This window comes from Ignatzschineria sp. F8392 (assembly GCF_002252045.1).
In the GTDB taxonomy this organism is placed as follows: Bacteria; Pseudomonadota; Gammaproteobacteria; order Cardiobacteriales; family Wohlfahrtiimonadaceae; genus Ignatzschineria.
In genome coordinates this window covers 187,004-204,646 of the sequence record NZ_NEFF01000004.1, presented here as the reverse complement: position 1 = coordinate 204,646, position 17,643 = coordinate 187,004, and the positions used below count along the sequence as shown (strand labels likewise).

14 protein-coding genes are annotated in these 17,643 nt (G+C 42.6%); 3 read left to right on the top strand and 11 right to left on the bottom strand.

From position 1 onward, the window contains the following. Window positions 1-70: 70 nt before the first annotated feature. The 3 genes from B9T19_RS08040 to serS all read right to left on the bottom strand — a co-directional run bounded on the left by B9T19_RS08040 (window position 71) and on the right by serS (window position 3,195). On the bottom strand, window positions 71-1,384 hold the full coding sequence (locus B9T19_RS08040; RefSeq protein ID WP_094568108.1) for a L,D-transpeptidase family protein: 1,314 nt from the start codon (window positions 1,382-1,384) through the stop codon (window positions 71-73). Window positions 1,385-1,425: 41 nt separating this feature from the next. Beyond that, on the bottom strand, window positions 1,426-1,671 hold the full coding sequence (locus B9T19_RS08035; RefSeq protein ID WP_094568107.1) for a YfhL family 4Fe-4S dicluster ferredoxin: 246 nt from the start codon (window positions 1,669-1,671) through the stop codon (window positions 1,426-1,428). A gap of 255 nt (window positions 1,672-1,926) precedes the next feature. Beyond that, a complete protein-coding gene (serS, locus tag B9T19_RS08030) occupies window positions 1,927-3,195 on the bottom strand; it encodes a serine--tRNA ligase (RefSeq protein WP_094568106.1) in 1,269 nt (422 codons plus the stop codon). A 393-nt stretch (window positions 3,196-3,588) separates the two neighbouring features. Between serS and B9T19_RS08025 the strand changes: the two genes are divergently transcribed. Beyond that, the gene (locus tag B9T19_RS08025) at window positions 3,589-4,113 is read left to right on the top strand and encodes a hypothetical protein (RefSeq protein WP_094568105.1); all 525 of its coding nucleotides are present in this window, start codon (window positions 3,589-3,591) and stop codon (window positions 4,111-4,113) included. 32 nt (window positions 4,114-4,145) lie between these two features. On the opposite strand, the gene B9T19_RS08020 is transcribed toward B9T19_RS08025, so the two are convergent. Together B9T19_RS08020 and B9T19_RS08015 are read right to left on the bottom strand one after the other, a co-directional pair. Then, window positions 4,146-4,877: a hypothetical protein gene (locus tag B9T19_RS08020; RefSeq protein ID WP_094568104.1), complete on the bottom strand. Its 732-nt coding sequence runs from the start codon at window positions 4,875-4,877 to the stop codon at window positions 4,146-4,148. A 401-nt stretch (window positions 4,878-5,278) separates the two neighbouring features. Then, window positions 5,279-6,718 carry a cation:dicarboxylate symporter family transporter gene (locus tag B9T19_RS08015; protein WP_094568103.1) on the bottom strand — a complete coding sequence of 480 codons (1,440 nt, stop codon included), beginning with the start codon at window positions 6,716-6,718 and terminating at the stop codon, window positions 5,279-5,281. Window positions 6,719-7,083: 365 nt separating this feature from the next. Here B9T19_RS08015 and B9T19_RS08010 point away from each other — a divergent pair, with 365 nt between their 5' ends. Together B9T19_RS08010 and B9T19_RS08005 are read left to right on the top strand one after the other, a co-directional pair. Further along, a complete protein-coding gene (locus B9T19_RS08010; RefSeq protein WP_094568102.1) occupies window positions 7,084-10,533 on the top strand; it encodes an AAA family ATPase in 3,450 nt (1,149 codons plus the stop codon). Between the two features lie 24 nt (window positions 10,534-10,557). Next, window positions 10,558-11,505 carry an RNA methyltransferase gene (locus B9T19_RS08005; RefSeq protein ID WP_094568101.1) on the top strand — a complete coding sequence of 316 codons (948 nt, stop codon included), beginning with the start codon at window positions 10,558-10,560 and terminating at the stop codon, window positions 11,503-11,505. On the opposite strand, the gene B9T19_RS08000 is transcribed toward B9T19_RS08005, so the two are convergent. The 6 genes from B9T19_RS08000 to B9T19_RS07975 all read right to left on the bottom strand — a co-directional run bounded on the left by B9T19_RS08000 (window position 11,479) and on the right by B9T19_RS07975 (window position 17,315). Further along, window positions 11,479-12,390: a PfkB family carbohydrate kinase gene (locus B9T19_RS08000; protein WP_158214385.1), complete on the bottom strand. Its 912-nt coding sequence runs from the start codon at window positions 12,388-12,390 to the stop codon at window positions 11,479-11,481. The two genes, B9T19_RS08005 and B9T19_RS08000, sit on opposite strands and share 27 nt — an antisense overlap. Further along, window positions 12,362-14,557, bottom strand: coding sequence for a pentapeptide repeat-containing protein (locus B9T19_RS07995; RefSeq protein ID WP_094568099.1), 2,196 nt, complete (start codon window positions 14,555-14,557; stop codon window positions 12,362-12,364). Before B9T19_RS07995 ends, B9T19_RS08000 begins: the two co-directional genes overlap by 29 nt. A 210-nt stretch (window positions 14,558-14,767) precedes the next feature. Next, window positions 14,768-15,958 (bottom strand): MFS transporter, encoded by a 1,191-nt coding sequence (locus B9T19_RS07990; RefSeq protein ID WP_094568098.1) that lies wholly within the window; start codon window positions 15,956-15,958, stop codon window positions 14,768-14,770. A 249-nt stretch (window positions 15,959-16,207) separates the two neighbouring features. Next, on the bottom strand, window positions 16,208-16,438 hold the full coding sequence (locus B9T19_RS07985; protein WP_094568097.1) for a hypothetical protein: 231 nt from the start codon (window positions 16,436-16,438) through the stop codon (window positions 16,208-16,210). A 363-nt stretch (window positions 16,439-16,801) separates the two neighbouring features. Beyond that, on the bottom strand, window positions 16,802-17,065 hold the full coding sequence (locus B9T19_RS07980) for a Txe/YoeB family addiction module toxin (RefSeq protein WP_094568096.1): 264 nt from the start codon (window positions 17,063-17,065) through the stop codon (window positions 16,802-16,804). Continuing rightward, window positions 17,058-17,315, bottom strand: a complete 258-nt coding sequence (locus B9T19_RS07975) for a type II toxin-antitoxin system Phd/YefM family antitoxin (RefSeq protein WP_094568095.1) — start codon at window positions 17,313-17,315, stop codon at window positions 17,058-17,060. Before B9T19_RS07975 ends, B9T19_RS07980 begins: the two co-directional genes overlap by 8 nt. Between the last annotated feature and the right edge of the window lie 328 nt (window positions 17,316-17,643).

Sequence of the window (17,643 nt, the reverse complement as noted above, 5' to 3'; positions counted from 1 at the left end):
GGATGATTAATGACTTGTTAATAATGACGTCTCGCGACGTCTGTCATACTTTTACTATTCACTTATTTCATTATTGAAATGAGTTATTTTGCTGGCGCCGCTCTTCTGCTGAAGGGGGAAAGACAATCTCCTCCATCTCAATGGTCGGCTCACCTAAGCGACTCTCTTGAATGATCGTTCTCTTTTTCATCTTGAGGGTCGATTCTGGCTTATAAGTCTCATCGCGACGCTCTTTTGCAAGCTCTTCAGCTGTTGGCTGGAGGGGATTGCTGCTTGGTGTACTATTTAGTGTACTGTTGGGTGTCGCATTACTATATTCTGTATTGATACGAGTGCCGATACCATCGCTTCCTAAGCTACTCACCACTGGTGGCGCAACTTCTATCACCGGCATCTCAGGGCTAGACATCAGCTCAATAGAGCTGCTTGTTCCAGCGATATTTGCAGGTGATTTTGTCGGTATATGGGAGACTTTCTCACCGATGATAATGGGGATACCGGTCTGTTGCTGAACTGCTAAGTTCACCATATCGTAGTTGATCGATGCATTAGGATAGGGTTTGATAAACTCAGCAAGCTGCTTGAGTGCCTGCTCTTTAAGGGCGGGAACCGAGAGATTATCTTCCTCTAAAGGAGGATGAACCTCGATCATAATATCATTGCCCGAAAAGCCATATTTCACCGGCTGATTGAGGAAGGTGACCATGGTATTGGTGGGAACCATATCGTAAAGATGCTCGATATGTTGTGGATAGAAACGCATACAGCCATGGGTAACACGCATACCGATACCGGTTTCATCATTGGTTCCATGGAGCAGATAGCTAGGAAGGGCAAGGCGTAAAACGCGAGTCCCTAAGGGATTGTCTGGGCCTGCCGGAACAACACTAGGAAGAGTGCCACGCCCCATCTCGACATGCTCTCTACGAATTGATTCTGGTGGATACCATGCGGGATTCTCCTGTTTACGGGTAATCGACCAGGAGCCTAATGGTGTTTTCCAATCCATCCGACCAACGCCTACGGGGTAGACATAGACCTTATCTGAACCTTCTAAGAAGTAATAGGTTCGCATTTCAGGAATATTGGAGACAATTCCCGAACGTTTACCTTCTGGTAAGATAAATTGGGTGGGCAGTACAAGGGGTTGGTTCTCATTGAGCATCCAGGCATTAATCCCGGGATTTGCCCAGCGCAACTCATCGTAACCCATCTCATGACGAATCGTAAGATCCACAAGTGACTCATGTTTTTTAGGGGTGACATAGACGAGCTCACCAATAACATCATCACCCGCTTTGGGCTTTTGGTACTCAACATACTTTTGGGCGTATGCAGAGGATACGAGGAAACCAACGGCTAATAATATGCGCTTCAATTTCATATATTACTTCTCAGCAAGGTTAGATCGTGGAGGAAATCCTACTATCCCTGAAGCTTATGGAATTTCTCCATGAGCTCTTCTTGCGTCTCGACGCGATCAGGGTTTTTAGGGATACATTCAACCGGGCAGACTTCAACACATTGTGGTGTATCGAAGTGACCGACACATTCTGTACATTTATCGGGATCGATCACATAGATCTCAGGTCCCATTGAGATTGCCTCATTAGGGCACTCAGGTTCACATACATCACAGTTAATGCACTCATCAGTAATCATTAATGCCATTGCTTTTCTCCTAAAATGACAACGTTATTATGGGCTAATCATTATAGCTTCTCTACTCACTCTACGATAGAAAAATAGGGTGGTAGATCTCGGATTATAGATCTCACATTATAGATATCGATCAGATAACCATTAGAATTCTATTTGTGATCTCTTCACGATCTATTAGAGATCGATCGTAGAGGAGGTAAGAAGCTATCATATATATCATATATAAATAGATGGTAGATGAAGATAGATTGTATCCGATTGTAGTTATAGATACTCTCTATTTTGCATATAGGGTTTAAGTACTTCAGGGATGCGAATACGACCATCTGCTTCTTGGTAATTCTCTAATACCGCTACTAATGTACGTCCAACCGCAAGACCGGAGCCATTAAGTGTATGGATTAACTCAGGTTTGCCACTTTCGCTATTGCGGAAGCGCGCTTTTAGACGACGCGCTTGGAAATCTTCACAGTTTGAGCAGGAAGAGATCTCACGATATTTCTGTTGTCCCGGCAACCAAACTTCTAAATCATAAGTTTTTGCCGCAGAAAAACCCATATCTCCGGTACAAAGGACGACGCGGCGGTAGGGGAGTTCTAATTTCTCTAAGATCACCTCAGCATGGCGAACAAGACGTTCTAATGCATCGTAAGAATCTTCTGGTTTTGTGAAGTGAACCAATTCAACCTTCTCAAATTGATGTTGGCGAATCATGCCGCGTGTATCTCTACCATAACTTCCCGCCTCAGAACGGAAACAGTTACTATGTGCTACTAATTGCGTCGGAAGCGCACTCTCTTCTAAGATCATATCTTGCGCTAGATTTGAGAGAGGAACCTCAGCCGTTGGGATAAGATAGAAATTGCGCTCATCTTCTAACTTAAAGAGATCTTCAGAAAATTTTGGTAATTGTGCCGTACCATAAAGACTCTTTTGATTGACGACAACAGGGACATTCACCTCCATATAGTTATGCTCTTCAGTATGTGTATCGAGCATAAATTGCGCTAATGCGCGGTGAAGTTTTGCCATATTTGATTTAAGAACAACAAAGCGTGAGCCACTAATTTTAGCCGCTGCTTCAAAATCCATTCCTAAAGATTCCCCTAAAGCGACATGGTCTTTCGGCTCAAAATCAAATTCACGAGGCGTTCCCCAGCGTTTAATTTCAACATTATCATCCTCATCTTTACCGACCGGCACATCATTGTGTGGAAGATTGGGCATATCGAGGAAAATCTTTTCTAACTCTTCGCTGACAACATTGAGTTCAGCCTCAATTTTCGAGAGTTGATTACCTAAATCCGCTACAGAAGCCAAGATCTCAGAGGCATCTTCCCCTTTCGATTTTGCGATACCGATCTCTTTTGAGCGTTTATTGCGCTCATTTTGTAGTTCTTGAAGTGAGATCTGCAATGTGCGACGACTCTCTTCAAGTTTATTGAATTGCTCCGTGTCTAAGTTGTAGCCACGTTTTGCAAGTAGAGTAACAACATCATCTAAATTCTGTCTTAATAAGCGTGGATCAATCACTTGTATATCCTTCATGAAGAGTGAAAATTAACCCCATATTATATACGAAAAATGGTATGGCTTCCAAAGTAATATCAGTTCTCCTACCCGTTGAGAAGATTAGCGCTCTATTCCCATTACTTTAACAAGCTCAGGTAAGTAATTCAGGTAAGTAATAGCGTGAGATGATAAGAGGCTTCGATGAACTTCGATGAGCTTGATGGGAGTAGTGATATGATAGAGGGCGCTAATGGCGCGGAGGCATAGTCGATGGTAATAATCGATAGTAATGTATCGATAATAGCAATGGATCGATAGTCAATAATCGTGACTAATGACCGCTGATGATAACAGATGATATTATCTCCTAATGATGTTATATCGATCTTATATCGAGAGAAGGAATTGAGATAGATGAATAGAGAAGAGAGAGGAGAGGGGCGAGTTAAGCGCTTTCGCCGACTATTAATTGCTTGCACACTGCTGTTGACGGGATGTAGCTCTGTGATGCATTCTCAAAATGAGGCGATGGATCATTATCGATCAATAATCCTTGAAGAGGCGAAACTCGATGCTAAAGAGCGTGAGAAGCTCTATCAAACGGAAGGATGGTATCAAGAGAAAGTTTGGCAAAAGGGAAGTAACAGAGAGGAGATCCACCTCACTCCCGAAGCTTCAGCATTACGAACCCGGGACTTTGTAGAGTGTTTAGATGCGGCAAATGCGATTGAGTCAGGAATTAGTGAACGAATGGGGGGAAGAGATCCCATTCAGGTTATTCATGGCAGAGCGACGGTTGAGGTCTGTATGGTATCGCGAGGATATCATCTTCTTCCTTATACAACGCCCTTGATCTGTGAAACAGATCATTATGATGTTTTGCCAGTCTGCCATTTTGCGCGCCATGAGATCCTCAATTATCGGGATCAGCGGCGCTAAGAGCGCCGAAGAGCTCTTTTTAAGAACTCTTTTTAAGAAAAAGAGATTACGCGATATTTTTGTGCTAGAAAGATCGCGCTCTCCATCGATTTTTTAATAAGTGGCTGAAGATAGGCAAAGTTTTCATCTTCTAGTTTAAGGCAGTTGATAACCCGTAGAAGCGAAGCGAGCTCTGCTGTTACCGAAAGGGTGAGAAGATAGAGTGCCGGCGAGTGCTCTTTATCATCAAAACTATAATGTTGATCATAGTAGTAGAGAAGATCATTAAAGACTTTAATGGCATTGAGTCGCTCGGGGGTAAACTTCTCAATAAATTGCGTTTCAGAGAGAATAATTCGCTCTTTTGGGGCGGTAAGATTTAGATCCGCAAGATACTCTTCAGTCAGATAATGTTCTGATAAAAGATCAACTTTTCGGGAAAAGGTGAGCAACATCATCTGAAAGTGTTGGTTAAAGAGCTGCCTTTTCGCTTCCTCTTTCTGTTCCCGCATCTCCTCTCGCGTTCTCCCTAGTTCCTCACGATTAATAGCTAACTCTTCGCGATTGAGTTGTAAGTCCTCCCGCTGTAGGTGGAGAGAGTAGAGGACGCCGGTAAAAGCAACGCCGGTAAAGAGCGCCACAATCGCATCGAAAAAGATACTCTCATTGTTAGGGCTCTTAAGTGTTAGATAGATTGCGATTAACCAAGTCATTACAATAAAGGAGATGGTAATAACAAATAACCAATTGAAGGGTTCGCGTTGTTCACGTTTTTTGCGGCGCATAAGTTTTAGCTCCTAAAGAGTGTGACGTAATAGGATCAGTTTATTGATAGATGCTTCTTAGATACTCTGTCTGATAGAGGTTTGCTTTTGATATCTCTCTTTAGCCCTCTATTTAAGTTCTTTGATGGAGATCTTTTCTTAGGAGTCTCTCTAAATCTGCCTCTATTTTAGTCATTTTATAAAAAGAAGCTATAGCCGATCTTATATAAAAGAGTGTATAAAAGAGTGGATATAAAAAAGCGCTAGAATCTTTAGCATATTCTGCTTGAAAATCTAGCGCTTTTACTGATTTGAGCTGATGGTTGAGATCGTTGAGATCATTGAGATCTACCTGAATTCTTAATGATTGAATCGATCGAATAGTTCGAATAGATCAAAATAATCAGACGATCTTCTGTAGGTTATGATGCTTGCTCACCACTTTCTAAAAAGGCATTAGGATCTTGGAATCGCTCCTGATTGAGTAATCCTAACTCCTTATCGGTCACTACTGAAGCGGTTAGCGCACCTGAGATATTGGTCATTGTTCTACCCATATCGATCATAGGGTCGATAGCAAGCACCATACCGATTAAGGGGAAATATTCTCCCATTCCCATCCCTGAGAGAGCAATGGTTGCAGCAATCGTTGCCGTTCCTGGGACGCCGGCAATCCCGATCGATCCAATGACGATCACAATCAATAACATGATATAGAATTGAAGATCTGTCTCAATACCTACCATATGCGCTACCATCATCACTAATAGTGCAGGGAAGAAGCCGGCACAACCATTCATCCCCATTGTTGTTCCAAGGGAGGGGATTAAGTTTGCGGTACTACCAGAAACCCCCATTCGCTCTGTCAGAGTGGAGATTGCAAGGGGTAGTGTTCCTACAGATGAGCGGCTAGAGAAAGCCATCACTAATGTATCGCGTGATTTACGGAGAAACATTAATGGGGAGAGACCATGGCCGGCAACGATTAAGAGATGAATCATAATCATAATAAATGTCGCAACATAGATCGCAATAACAAAGCTTGAAACCTTGATCACGGCAGGAATACCATTTGTCATAATAGTACCGGCAAGTAGTGCGATAATTGCGTAGGGCATATATTTAATAATAGTCATGGTGATGCTCATAACGATTTTATGAAGTGCATCGATCAATTTTTGGAAAATTGCGATCGCTTCAACCGCTTTCGGGCGCATACGATTAGCTGCAACTCCCACTAGCGCCGAGAAGATCACAAGCCCAATGATATTGTTATTATTCATTGCCGAGATAATATTATTGGGTACAAGATTGACAAAAGTATCAACCAAAGTGGTATATTCACGCTCTTTTGCCGCCGTCTCAACTAATGCATCGCCATAACCTAAATTCATAATATTGGCGATAAAGATCCCTAGTAGGGCTGCAATACCTGTTGTAAAGAGCAGCCAGAATATTCCGCGACGCGCCACTTTTGTCAGGCGCTGATCTCCACCAAAATCTAAAATCACCTTAACAATGGAGACAAAAACAAGCGGAATAACGAGCATACGAATAAAGGCGATAAAGGTCCGACCAAAGAGTCCATACCATGTTGCCGTCTCTTTTAAGACAATATTGGCTTGATCGGGAAAGCCTTGCCATGCCTGAATTCCTAAACCAATGAGGGCGCCAAAGATGAGCCCAACAGACATGCGCATAAAGAAGCTTGATTTACGCTTCTGTAGACGGTAGATAATCCAAAAGGCGATCGCTAATATCAGTAGACCGATGATCGTCTCATAGCGGGAGATCGCTAAGAAGTTTTCAAAGAAAGCCCCTTGAAAAAGCGGGGTTTGTGGGGTGCCGATACTCTCAGGCATGATCTGCTCCTTCTCTTATAAGAATTGAATTGAGTACGCTTTATAGTTGCTTTTTTAGTCACTTTTTGTGATCGATTAGTGATCGATCAGATCATCTACTGCTCATTCATTTTGAGGAATCGATTCTTTTGACTGACTCTACTCTATGGTTAGCTTAAGATTAATTGTTATGAATCACAAGTTATGAATTATAATGGAAACTGATTATATATGATAAGTATGTTTTTGTCTTTCTCTTTTATTCATCTACTTTTCATCAATAAACGCTCACCAATAAGCGGGTAAAGAGGGAGTAAAGCGAGTAAAATTGTGCTAGATTATATCCTTTTTATTATTCCCCCAACTGAGTACGGAAAGAGTCACTTATGCGCTTAAAGAAAGTTAAACTCTCTGGTTTTAAATCGTTTGTTGAGCCGACAACTTTTGTTTTAACGAGCAAGCTAAATGGTATCGTCGGTCCTAATGGCTGTGGTAAATCCAATATAATCGATGCCGTTCGTTGGGTCATGGGAGAATCTTCCGCTAAACAGCTACGTGGGGAGTCGATGAGTGATGTCATATTCAATGGCTCTGAGCGTAGAAAACCTGCCGGCATGGCCTCTATAGAGTTGATCTTTGAAAATGATCAGGGGCGTTTAGGAGGCAAATGGTCAGAGTATCGAGAGATTAGTATTAGAAGAACACTCGATCGGGATGGAAAGAGTCAATATTTTTTAAACAATACTCGCTGTCGTCGACGCGATATTACCGATATCTTTTTAGGGACCGGATTGGGACCTCGCTCCTATGCCATTATTGAGCAGGGAATGATCTCTCGTATTGTTGAATCAAAACCCGATGAATTACGTATCTTTTTTGAAGAAGCAGCTAATATCTCAAAGTATAAGGAACGCCGGCATGAGACAGAGCAGAGGATAGAGCATACACGCGAGAATTTAGAGCGACTTAACGATATCCGCCTAGAGCTCGGAAAACAGCTCACAAAATTGGAGCGGCAAGCAGATGCGGCAAGACGTTATCAAGCCTTAAGAGAGCAAGAGCGAACGATTCGTTACTCGCAAGTGACGGAGCAGAAGAGAGCGATCGAGGCAGATATTGAGAAGCTTCATCAGGATCATGTTGGGGAGTATGAGCAGTTTCAAACGGTTTTAGCGCAATATCAGGAGATCAGTGCAGAAATCGTGGTACAAAAAGAGCACTTTGAAACACTTGAGGCGACTCTTGCGGAACGAAATCGTGAACTCTATCCCTATAAACAGGCGGTAGATCATCTTAATCATGAGCAGATAAGACTTCAAGATCTTCAAAAACAGGCGTTAGAGTCACAATCGGAATGGCAGGAGAATGGCGAGCGACTCTCTCAAGAGTTAGAGGTGACCACTACTGAACTTGCCACATTGGAGGAGAATCTAACGGAAGAGAAACTGACCTTAGAGTCCCTCGAAGAGCAGCTTTGGCAAGAGCGTGATCAGTTAATGACATTAGAGCAGTCGCTCGAGTCGGCAGAGAAGCGAACACAACAACTGCGTGATCAAGTAAAGCAGTTAGAGCAGAAGCTTCAATTGGCAAGACAGAGCCGGCAATTTCATCAAGAGCGCTTAACGCAAGTGATCGCAGAGCGTGAAACTTTAGAATTGCAAGATCTCTCTGAAGAGGCGCCGGAAGCTTCAGAAGAGTCTCGAGTGCTAGAAGCCTCATTAGTGACCTATCGTAAAGAGCAGAGTGAACTCAATACTCAAATAGAGGTTGGGGATAGTGAGCTTATTACCTTAAAGGCTGAGATTCGCGGTTTACAAGATCAGCAGCGACAAGAATTAGCCACAAGAAACCAACTTGCCGGCGAAATTAGCATGTTGCAGAAGATGCTCAATCAAGATGAGCAGAAATCACGCTCTCCACTCTTTGAACATCTCGTTGTTAAAGAGGGATGGAATAGTGCGGTGGATACTGTTTTACAACAATTTTTAATGGTAGAGACAGAGAAGCAGCGGGGAAGTAGCTATATGATTGGGGAGCATCCCTATCAATATGATTCTCATCAACTGGGATACTATATTGAGAGTGATATTGCGATGGGCTCACTGCTCTCACATCTCTATATCTTTGATGACTCCCATCTCGATCCTCTTGCGGTAGAGAAAGATGCCGGCTTCATGGCCCGTAGAGAAAAGTTAGCACTCTATGAGATGATCGTAACAAAATCGGGATTACTCTTCGGTCCTGATTGGGCGCTCTACAATACACAAGATGCCCAATTTGGGATCTTAGCACGGCAACGTTCTTTAGAGAATGCGATCTCGGAGCGTCAAGCGATCGATCAAAAATTGGAATTTCTCGATGAAACCCTCTATGAGAAAGAGGAGGCGTTGAAAGCGCGTCAACAGCTTCTTGATAGAGCGCGTATAGCGTTACAAAAAGTTAATCGGGAATATTATGATCTTGAGAAAAAATTGAGTCTGCTGCTACAAGCTGAGAGTCATCAAGCAGAGGTGCGTCATCGGGCAAAACGCCGCTTTGATGAGTTAGTTGAAGAGGAGCGTAAGCATCAAACACAACTTGCTCATCTTGCTACCGAAATAAGAGTTGCAGAAGAGGAGCAGATGCTTCTCCAAGAGCAGTTTGAAGAATCATTGCTTCAATATGAGATGCAGAAGAGTCACTATAGTGAGCAGAAACAGCAGATGGAGCAGTTGCGTGAAAGTCATCGCGCACGAAAAGGGCAAGTTGATCAATTAGAGCATCACTTTGTTCGTCTTAAAGAGCGTCACAATAGAGCTGAAGAGGAGTTAACGCTACTGCAGAAACGTTTAAAATCTCAAGAGAAAGTGGGAGATTATCAGGATCAAATCGCCGATCTTGAGGTGGAAAAGGTGATCGCCATTGAGCGACTTGTCACCTTTGAATCTGAGCTTAAAGCTTTAGAGCATGAGGTAGAGAAGGGGCGTATTGCACTCACCACACTTGAAGAGCGTCGCGATATCTTCAATAGCTCTTTAGAAGCGTTGAAGAAAAAGATGAATCAATTTTCGATCCGAGAGGCGGAGTTCAATACAAAACGCGCCATCATATTAGAGCAGTGGGAAAAGATTGTTTCGGAGATCTCAGATGAAGAGCTATTAATAGCGAAAGAGCATTATCAATCTGAAAAAGCAGAGGTATTAGAAGAGAAGTTAAAAGAGATTCAGAGCGCTATTCAGAAGATGGGAGCGGTTAACTTGATGGCGATAGCTGAGAGTGAAGAACTTCGGGAGCGTAAAGAGTATCTCGATACCCAACATGAAGATCTCGAAACTGCGTTATCGATGCTTGAAAAAGCGATTCGAGAGATTGATCAAGAGACGCGTACCCGATTTATGGAGACTTTTGAAGCAATCAATGATGATTTCTCAACCCTCTTTCCCCGTCTCTTTGGTGGCGGAAAAGCTTATCTTGAACTCACAGAAGCGGATGCATTAACGAGCGGGATCAATATTATTGCGCATCCTCCGGGTAAAAAGCCGGGGACGATCCATCTTCTCTCAGGGGGAGAGAAGGCTTTAACGGCGATGGCATTGGTCTTTTCCATCTTCAATCTCAATCCTGCACCATTTTGTATGCTCGATGAGGTGGATGCGCCGCTTGATGAGGCAAATGTTCGCCGTCTTGGAAAATTGATCGATGAGATGAGTGAAAAGGTACAATTTATCTTTATTACCCACAATAAGGCGACAATGACAATCTCCGATTCCTTAATTGGTGTCACAATGGCAGAGCCGGGCGTCTCCCGTCTAGTATCGGTCAATCTTCAAGATGCAATGGCTTTTTCGGAAGAGTAGAGTGGGTAGAAAGGAGAGATATTGATGAGAGAGATGAGATTGAAGAGTGTAGAAATTAGCTCCCCGAATAATCCTCGAGTAAAAGGGTGGCGGAAATTGGAGCAGAAGCGAGAGCGAGATCGTGAGGGGCTTTATCTTATTGAAGGATTTCATCTCCTCGAAGAAGCGTTGCTCAATGATGCGGAAATTGAGAGTATTCTTTATAGTGAAGGGATGGTTGCGGAACACCCTACTGATTGGCAGAAGATTAAGGCTGCTCTAGAGCAATATTTAGATCGGCATTCAGATCGGCATTCAGATCGAGATACAGATCGAGATTTCGGTCAATCTGGATCTATAAAGAAGCATGGCGCCTCCGATAGGGAAGGTGGAATATCACTCGAGGCGATTGTTGTGTCAGAGAGTATCATTAAATCATTAGCAGATACGGCAACTCCACAGGGGATTATTGCGCTTGTTCGACAGCCTAAGCGTACTTTAGAGGATTTTCTAATCGCGGGAGAGGGGCGACCATCTGCTCATCTTCTGTTGCTCGACAGCGTGCAAGATCCCGGCAATGTGGGAACGATGATTCGAACGGCAGAAGCCGCTGGTTTTCAAGGGGTTATCTTAGGTGAAGGATCTGCCGATCTCTATAATCCTAAAAGTATCCGAGCAACCCAAGGAGCGCTCTTTCAGATCCCAATTTTAACGGGAGTTTCTCTGCCTCAATTATTGCCTCTGCTCCATAAGGCGGGATATCACTCTTGGGTTACCACTTTGGAAGAGGCACAATTTTATAGTGATCTGCGCGTGCCTGCGCGTTGTGCATTAGTGATGGGGAATGAGGGGCAAGGTGTCTCCCCAACATTATTAGCGATGGCAACACAGAAGGTGAAAATTCCGATGCTTGGAGCTACAGAGTCTCTCAATGTTGGGGTTGCCGCTGGAATCTTGATCTATCATCTACTTGCCGGGAATCGCGGCGCGTAATTGAGGAAGATAGCGCTGAAAATAGACCTCATCAATTCTCTCTCGCGGGTATGCCTGCTCTTTTTCAAGAATAGTAGAGATCACTTGTGCTGCATGCGTCACAACTCTTTCTAAAGAGAGTTCAGGCTGATTAAGAAGGCTATTTGCGATCATAGCGGTAAAGATATCTCCCGTGCCGCCAAAATGGATCGGAATCATCTTATAGGGAATTTTAAAGTAGTGTTGTTCACGTTCGCTATAACCGAAGATGTAGAAGTGATCATCGATCTTCACACTGGTAATAAGGATCGATTTTGCCCCCATTTGGTGGAGCATATCGAGCCAGTGATAGACCTTCTCTTCAGTGACATGGTGATACTCTTGCGCTTCCCCTAAAATCAGTAATGCTTCAGTAAGATTGGGAATAATGAGATCGGAGAGCATAACGATATCCCGCATACCGGCAACAAGCTTGTGGGAGAGTCCACTATAGAGCTCACCCCAATCGCCCATAATAGGATCAGCAATCAGAAAAGGTCGCTTTTTCTGTGTCGCAATTAACTCTTTGATAAGAGCGACTTGAGCCTCTGAAAAGAGAAATCCGGTAATAAAGAGATCAAATTGGAATTGATGTTTTTGCCACATCGCTAAGCTCTGTGCCATATAATCTGTCAATTCATAAACGACCGCATCACCATAATCGAAACTATTAGAGACAACGGCAGTAGGAAGGTAGCTAAGTGTTCTATTCTCTGCTGTAAGAAGTGGTGTCATAACCGAAAAAGAGACCTTACCGACACCGGCAAAATCACCAATTAAGAGGATCTCATCTCCCTTTTTCCCGCTCTCTTTTTCGATCTTTTGGTAAGTAGTAGTACTACTGCTCATTTGGTTTTTTAGATCCATTTTTACGCTCTTTTTTCTGACTATCCAGACTCTCTCTATTCTCTTTGATCTCTTTGAACTCTTTAGTCTCTCTACTCTTCTTGATCTCATCTTGTGAGGCTGTTTTTATTTTTTCTCCCTCTTTCTCTACTTTTGTTGGCGGTGGAAGCTGTAATGGTGGTCTGTTTTTCTCATTTTGACGATTCTCCTCCTCTTTCGCTTCCCGACGTTGTGATTGATCAAAGTCGATAAACATCCGCGTTACAAGTCGTTTCTCTTTACGGTTAAGAGCATCATAGAAAGCTTGATATTGGCGATTCTTCTCCTTAAACATTCGATGAAAAACAGCAAGATATTCTCGGGTATTGATCTGCTCTAAACTACGATGACCACTATAAACTTCTCCCGGCTGAGGGTTAGAACCGCTTCGCATCAATGTTTCATGCGCCTGTCTTGCCTCGATAATTGGAATGCGCCATCGAGGTTGCTCTAATAAGCGTTGATATTGAATATAGAGATCGGGAATCTCTTTGATCTCTTTGATACTCTCCGGTTTGTTGGGATTGATATAGATGGGAAAGCTAAGCCCCTGATTTTTTTCATCTTCCGGATGGCGAGGATGAAGTTCTATAATCGCCTCTTGTTCAAGACTGGTAACATTTGCAAAGCCAGGAAGACCGTTGATCCCTAAGAATTCAATGCGATCCTCCATAAAGTCTTCAAGCGTAAAACGGGTATGCTGCATCGTTGTTCCATAAAAGTAGGCCTTATGGAAGATATGTTGGAAATTAGCACGAATACAGTTGGCATACTTGAAGGTGGTATTGGTAATTTGCGCCTCTTCAAAGCTCGCTTCTGTTAGATCAGTCATGGTGAAGCTTGAGATATTGAGGGTTGCATAATTGAAGTTGGTATCGAAGCAATTACTATTATCAAAAGTAACATAGTTGAGGCGCGCATAAGTGAAGTTCACATTACGCAGATTCATATTTTCAAGATCGGCATGATCACTGTAGACCCCTTTGAGGATCGAGCTAGCTAAATTGAGCTTAAAGTTGAGCGCACGAACAAGCGTCTTATCGTGACTATGCTCTTTTTTACTCAAGAGACGAAAGAGGATCGCAATCTCATTGCCAGGTTCCTCTTCATGCTGTCGAATCACTTTAGAGTCATCATCGTAGCGTTCTGCATAGGCTCTTGAAAATCGAGTCTTTGCAATAGAAGGGTAGTAGGTTAGAAGATACTCTTCACTATTGGTTAAAGTACGAATATGACCACATAGAATGCTCAAGACCTGCTCATGGAGTGAAAAAGCTTTGAGATAAGCTTTAATTTGCGATTGGTCTGCGGGATATTGTTGAAGATAGCGTTTCTTTAAGGAGGATTGTCCCTTTGTTTCAGCAGCTGAAAGCGGCTTACTCGTCATATAAGGAATAATGGGATAATCTTTATAGCGATGATAATAGACATTGTAGTAACGGCTATCGAGGTAAGGAAGCGCTTTTACTGCATCTTTCACAATCTCCCATAAGATATAGATCCCTCCTAAACGTACTGATTCATTCTTGTCCCCGAGTAACTTAATACCCTCTAACATTCGGCGATCGACTTCACTTTCACGATCTTTCTGCTGGGTATATTCAAGATGTTTCTCTGAGTGGCGCAGTGAGCGATGGCGTACTGAGGCCACATAGGCAGAGACACTAAATCCTAAGACGGCAAATGCGCCAAAGTAGAGTGAGGTCAGAAAGGTGTATTCTCCTCCGTAGAGCTTTGATGGGGGAACTTGGGCGATAAGTGAAACAATATCAACAAAGAGTAGTGAGAGAATCAATACCATTGGAATGGCAAAGATTCCCATTACAAAGAGGCTATGTTGGCTACTTAATCGCTTTAAAATGATCGATGCATTAGGCGTTTTCGCATAGAGGATAAAACGTTTAAGTCCCGTCAGTAGCGCATTGTAGAGCATACTAAAGATAAAGAGGGTCACCGGGACAATAAAGATCAGGCTAATAATGGAGATATTATTGTGGAAGGGAGAATGAACGGCTAACCATAATCCGACAGGAATAAAGGCTAATAGATGAGCCGCTATTCGTCGATTACGACGACTTTTGAGAGTCCATGTAATCAATCGATGAAGTTGTTGTTTAATACTTTTACCGTAATTGAGAAATTGCGTCATATCTTTACCAAAAATAATATTTCAGTTCTCAATTATGCCATTAATAGGGATAAACTGCATCAAGCCATTCAGTGATTCTCTCTTTTGCTCAATCTTCTTCGATCTTCTCTCGGCATTCTCTCATCCGCTTTTCCGCTCTTTTCTCGCCTCCTATTTAGGGCTCATTTATGCTCTCTTTTACTCTCTACCTAGAATTATCCCTTTAATGTTCTATTGCTGATCTTCTTTTTTCTCCTCTTTCGGGAGAAGGAAGGTTAAAAGCCCAATTATGGGGAGGAAAGAGGTCAATACAAAGACTGTTTGTAATGATGTGATATCCGCAAGCCAGCCTAAGAAGAGGGCGCCGATGCCGCTCATACCAAACATTAAGCCAAAGAAGATGCCGGCAATCATTCCGACACTGCCGGGAACGAGTTCCTGAGCAAAGACAACAATTGCCGAAAAGGCAGAGGCCAAAATAAGACCAATAATCACAGCACAGATCATCACTCCCATAAAGGGAAGATGGGGAAGCGCCAAGGTAAAAGGGAGTGTTCCGAGCATTGAAAACCAGATAACGGTTCTTCTGCCAATCTTATCGCCAATCGGTCCGCCGGCAAAGGTTCCCACTGCAATTGCGGCAAGAAAGAGGAAGAGGAGGATCACGGCATTTGAGCGTTCAATATCAAATTTTTCAATAAGATAGAAGCTAAAGTAGTTGGTAAAGTTAGCCATATAGAAATATTTGGCGAAAATAAGAATGCCTAAAATAATCAGTGCCCAAATAGTGCGTCTTTTACCATAAGGAAAGGTGATTTTTCTCTCTCTCACCTTCTGTTCATTGCGCTGATATTCCGCACCCCAATGACCAAGATAGCTAAGGAGGATAAGCGCGATAATACCAGCGATAACAAAGTAGAGAATATTCTCTTGATGAGCATATTTCACAATGATAATTCCGGCAATCAAGGGTCCAAAAGCAGATCCCATATTGCCACCGACTTGGAAGATCGATTGTGCTAGTCCAAAGCGGCCACCTGATGCGATGCGTGTTAGCCGAACGGCTTCGGGATGAAAGATGGAAGAGCCAACGCCCATCATCGCCGCGGCTATTAGAAGATGAGGGTAACTTGTTGCAAAGGCGAGTAGAGTGATGCCACTTGTCGTAATTAACATGCCAAAAGGGAGAAGGTAGGGCTTAGGATATTTATCGGTCCAAAGTCCAATGGCGGGCTGTAAAATAGAGGCGGTACATTGGTAGATTAGGCTAATAAGGCCGATTTTAGCAAAGTCGAGAAGGAAGAGCTCTTGCAGCATAGGGTAGATGGCTGTGAGCATCGATTGTATAAAATCGTTAAGCATATGGGCTGATCCTAACATCAATAGGATCGGTACTGCTGTCTGTAATGAGCGAGTCTGCATATTCCTCTCTATCCTCTTATGATCATTTCGATAGCGACTGTTATTGGTAGGGTCATTGCTATCGATTTTTGATCTATCTCTACTATATCTACAATTTAAGGGTGGTTATTATCTATATTATCTATTCTTATTATTTTTTTAAATCCCTCTAATATGGGGATTTAAGGTCGGGATGTAAGCGATAATTTCTATCTACTCTATTTGAAAGTATCAGAGTTTATCGGCGGACTCAATTGTTAGATTAGCAAATCAGATCTCTCTAATTTTCCCTACTCTATTTTTTATATTTGATTCCATAAGAGGACTTGTGGAAAGGCGGGAGAGAACAATTTCGTTCTTATCACGACTGCATGCCCGCAGATTGGCATCAATGATGCCGGGGGTAATATTGTTAAAGTAGCGATACTTGCCGGCGCGTGATTTTGAGAAGCATACGATGGTAAGGATCGGCAACTCATCAACTTTTTTTGTTTTGATCATTCATAATATTGTTCTTAAGAGAGTCTGTGGAAGGGCGGGAACCGATCATCGCGTTCTTTTTACCGTTGCATGCCCGCAGATTGGCATCAATGATAGCCGGGGATAAGATTGTTAAAGTAGCGATACTTGCCGGCGCGTGATTTTGAGAAGCATGCGATGGTAAGGACCGGCAACAGAAAGATTGCCATCTGTCGGCATGAGATTTTTGGCAGAACGGGATAGTAAGATCCGACAGCGTTCAGCTTCTCTTTAATCAATGATTCTTAAGATCATCACTTTGCCGGCATGAAGTTCTATTTGTATTCTATTTTTATCTGTTTTGATTGAACCTAAAAATTTTAATATAGACTTTAATCGCATCGGTTAATAATGGAATCTACATTGAACAATCGATATTCTCTTATCTGTTACTTCGTAGACTAATCGATGTTTTTCATCAATTCTTCGACTCCAAAATCCAGAAAGATTAGCTTTTAGTGCCTCCGGTTTGCCGGTACCCTCAAAAGGTGTTCTTTGACACTCCTTGATTAAATTATTAATGCGTTTAAGAGTTTTTCTATCTTGTGTTTGCCAGTAGAGATAATCCTCCCATGCGTGTATTGTCCATTCGATTGTTCTACTATTCATCCTCAATTAGATCTCTCTCAACTTTTTTACCGGAACGCAATTGAGCGATTGATTCAGTTAAGCGATTAGCATTATTGGGAGATGAGAGAAGATAGAGAGTCTCCATCAAACTATCATAATGTTCTTGTCCCATAATGACGGCATGACCCCCCTCTTTTCGAGTAATAAATGCAACATCAGCATCATTAACGACGGTATCTAAGACTGATTTTAGATTATTGCGGGCATCTGAGTATGTGAATATGTGCATATTTTTGCCTCCCATAAAAATGTTGATGGAATGAACTTATTGTACAGTTTGTTGTACAGCTTGGCAATAATAGAGATTCATTCGTAGTCATGGGGAATATTAGTCTCTCTGATGTTAGGTGAGAGCGAAGTAGTAAGATCTGACGACTTGACGGCAGATTCTATTTTCATTAATTGTTTCCATAAGAGAGTTTTTGGAGGGGCGGGAAAGGACTATTTTATTCTTTTAGCCACTGCATGCCCGCCTAATGGCATCTTCGTTGCCGAGAGAATGAATTTGTAGTGTCACTTAAATATGAAAGCGCCCAATTGCCGGCGCGTAATTGATA

Coding starts and splice junctions, on each gene's coding strand:
- B9T19_RS07980 (WP_094568096.1), bottom strand. CDS start 17,065: ATGAATAGTAGAACAATCGAATGGACAATACACGCATGGGAGGATTAT.
- B9T19_RS08020 (WP_094568104.1), bottom strand. CDS start 4,877: ATGCGCCGCAAAAAACGTGAACAACGCGAACCCTTCAATTGGTTATTT.
- B9T19_RS08005 (WP_094568101.1), top strand. CDS start 10,558: ATGAGAGAGATGAGATTGAAGAGTGTAGAAATTAGCTCCCCGAATAAT.
- B9T19_RS07975 (WP_094568095.1), bottom strand. CDS start 17,315: ATGCACATATTCACATACTCAGATGCCCGCAATAATCTAAAATCAGTC.
- B9T19_RS08000 (WP_158214385.1), bottom strand. CDS start 12,390: ATGGATCTAAAAAACCAAATGAGCAGTAGTACTACTACTTACCAAAAG.
- B9T19_RS08040 (WP_094568108.1), bottom strand. CDS start 1,384: ATGAAATTGAAGCGCATATTATTAGCCGTTGGTTTCCTCGTATCCTCT.
- B9T19_RS07990 (WP_094568098.1), bottom strand. CDS start 15,958: ATGCAGACTCGCTCATTACAGACAGCAGTACCGATCCTATTGATGTTA.
- B9T19_RS08010 (WP_094568102.1), top strand. CDS start 7,084: ATGCGCTTAAAGAAAGTTAAACTCTCTGGTTTTAAATCGTTTGTTGAG.
- B9T19_RS07985 (WP_094568097.1), bottom strand. CDS start 16,438: ATGATCAAAACAAAAAAAGTTGATGAGTTGCCGATCCTTACCATCGTA.
- B9T19_RS07995 (WP_094568099.1), bottom strand. CDS start 14,557: ATGACGCAATTTCTCAATTACGGTAAAAGTATTAAACAACAACTTCAT.
- B9T19_RS08015 (WP_094568103.1), bottom strand. CDS start 6,718: ATGCCTGAGAGTATCGGCACCCCACAAACCCCGCTTTTTCAAGGGGCT.
- B9T19_RS08035 (WP_094568107.1), bottom strand. CDS start 1,671: ATGGCATTAATGATTACTGATGAGTGCATTAACTGTGATGTATGTGAA.
- B9T19_RS08025 (WP_094568105.1), top strand. CDS start 3,589: ATGAATAGAGAAGAGAGAGGAGAGGGGCGAGTTAAGCGCTTTCGCCGA.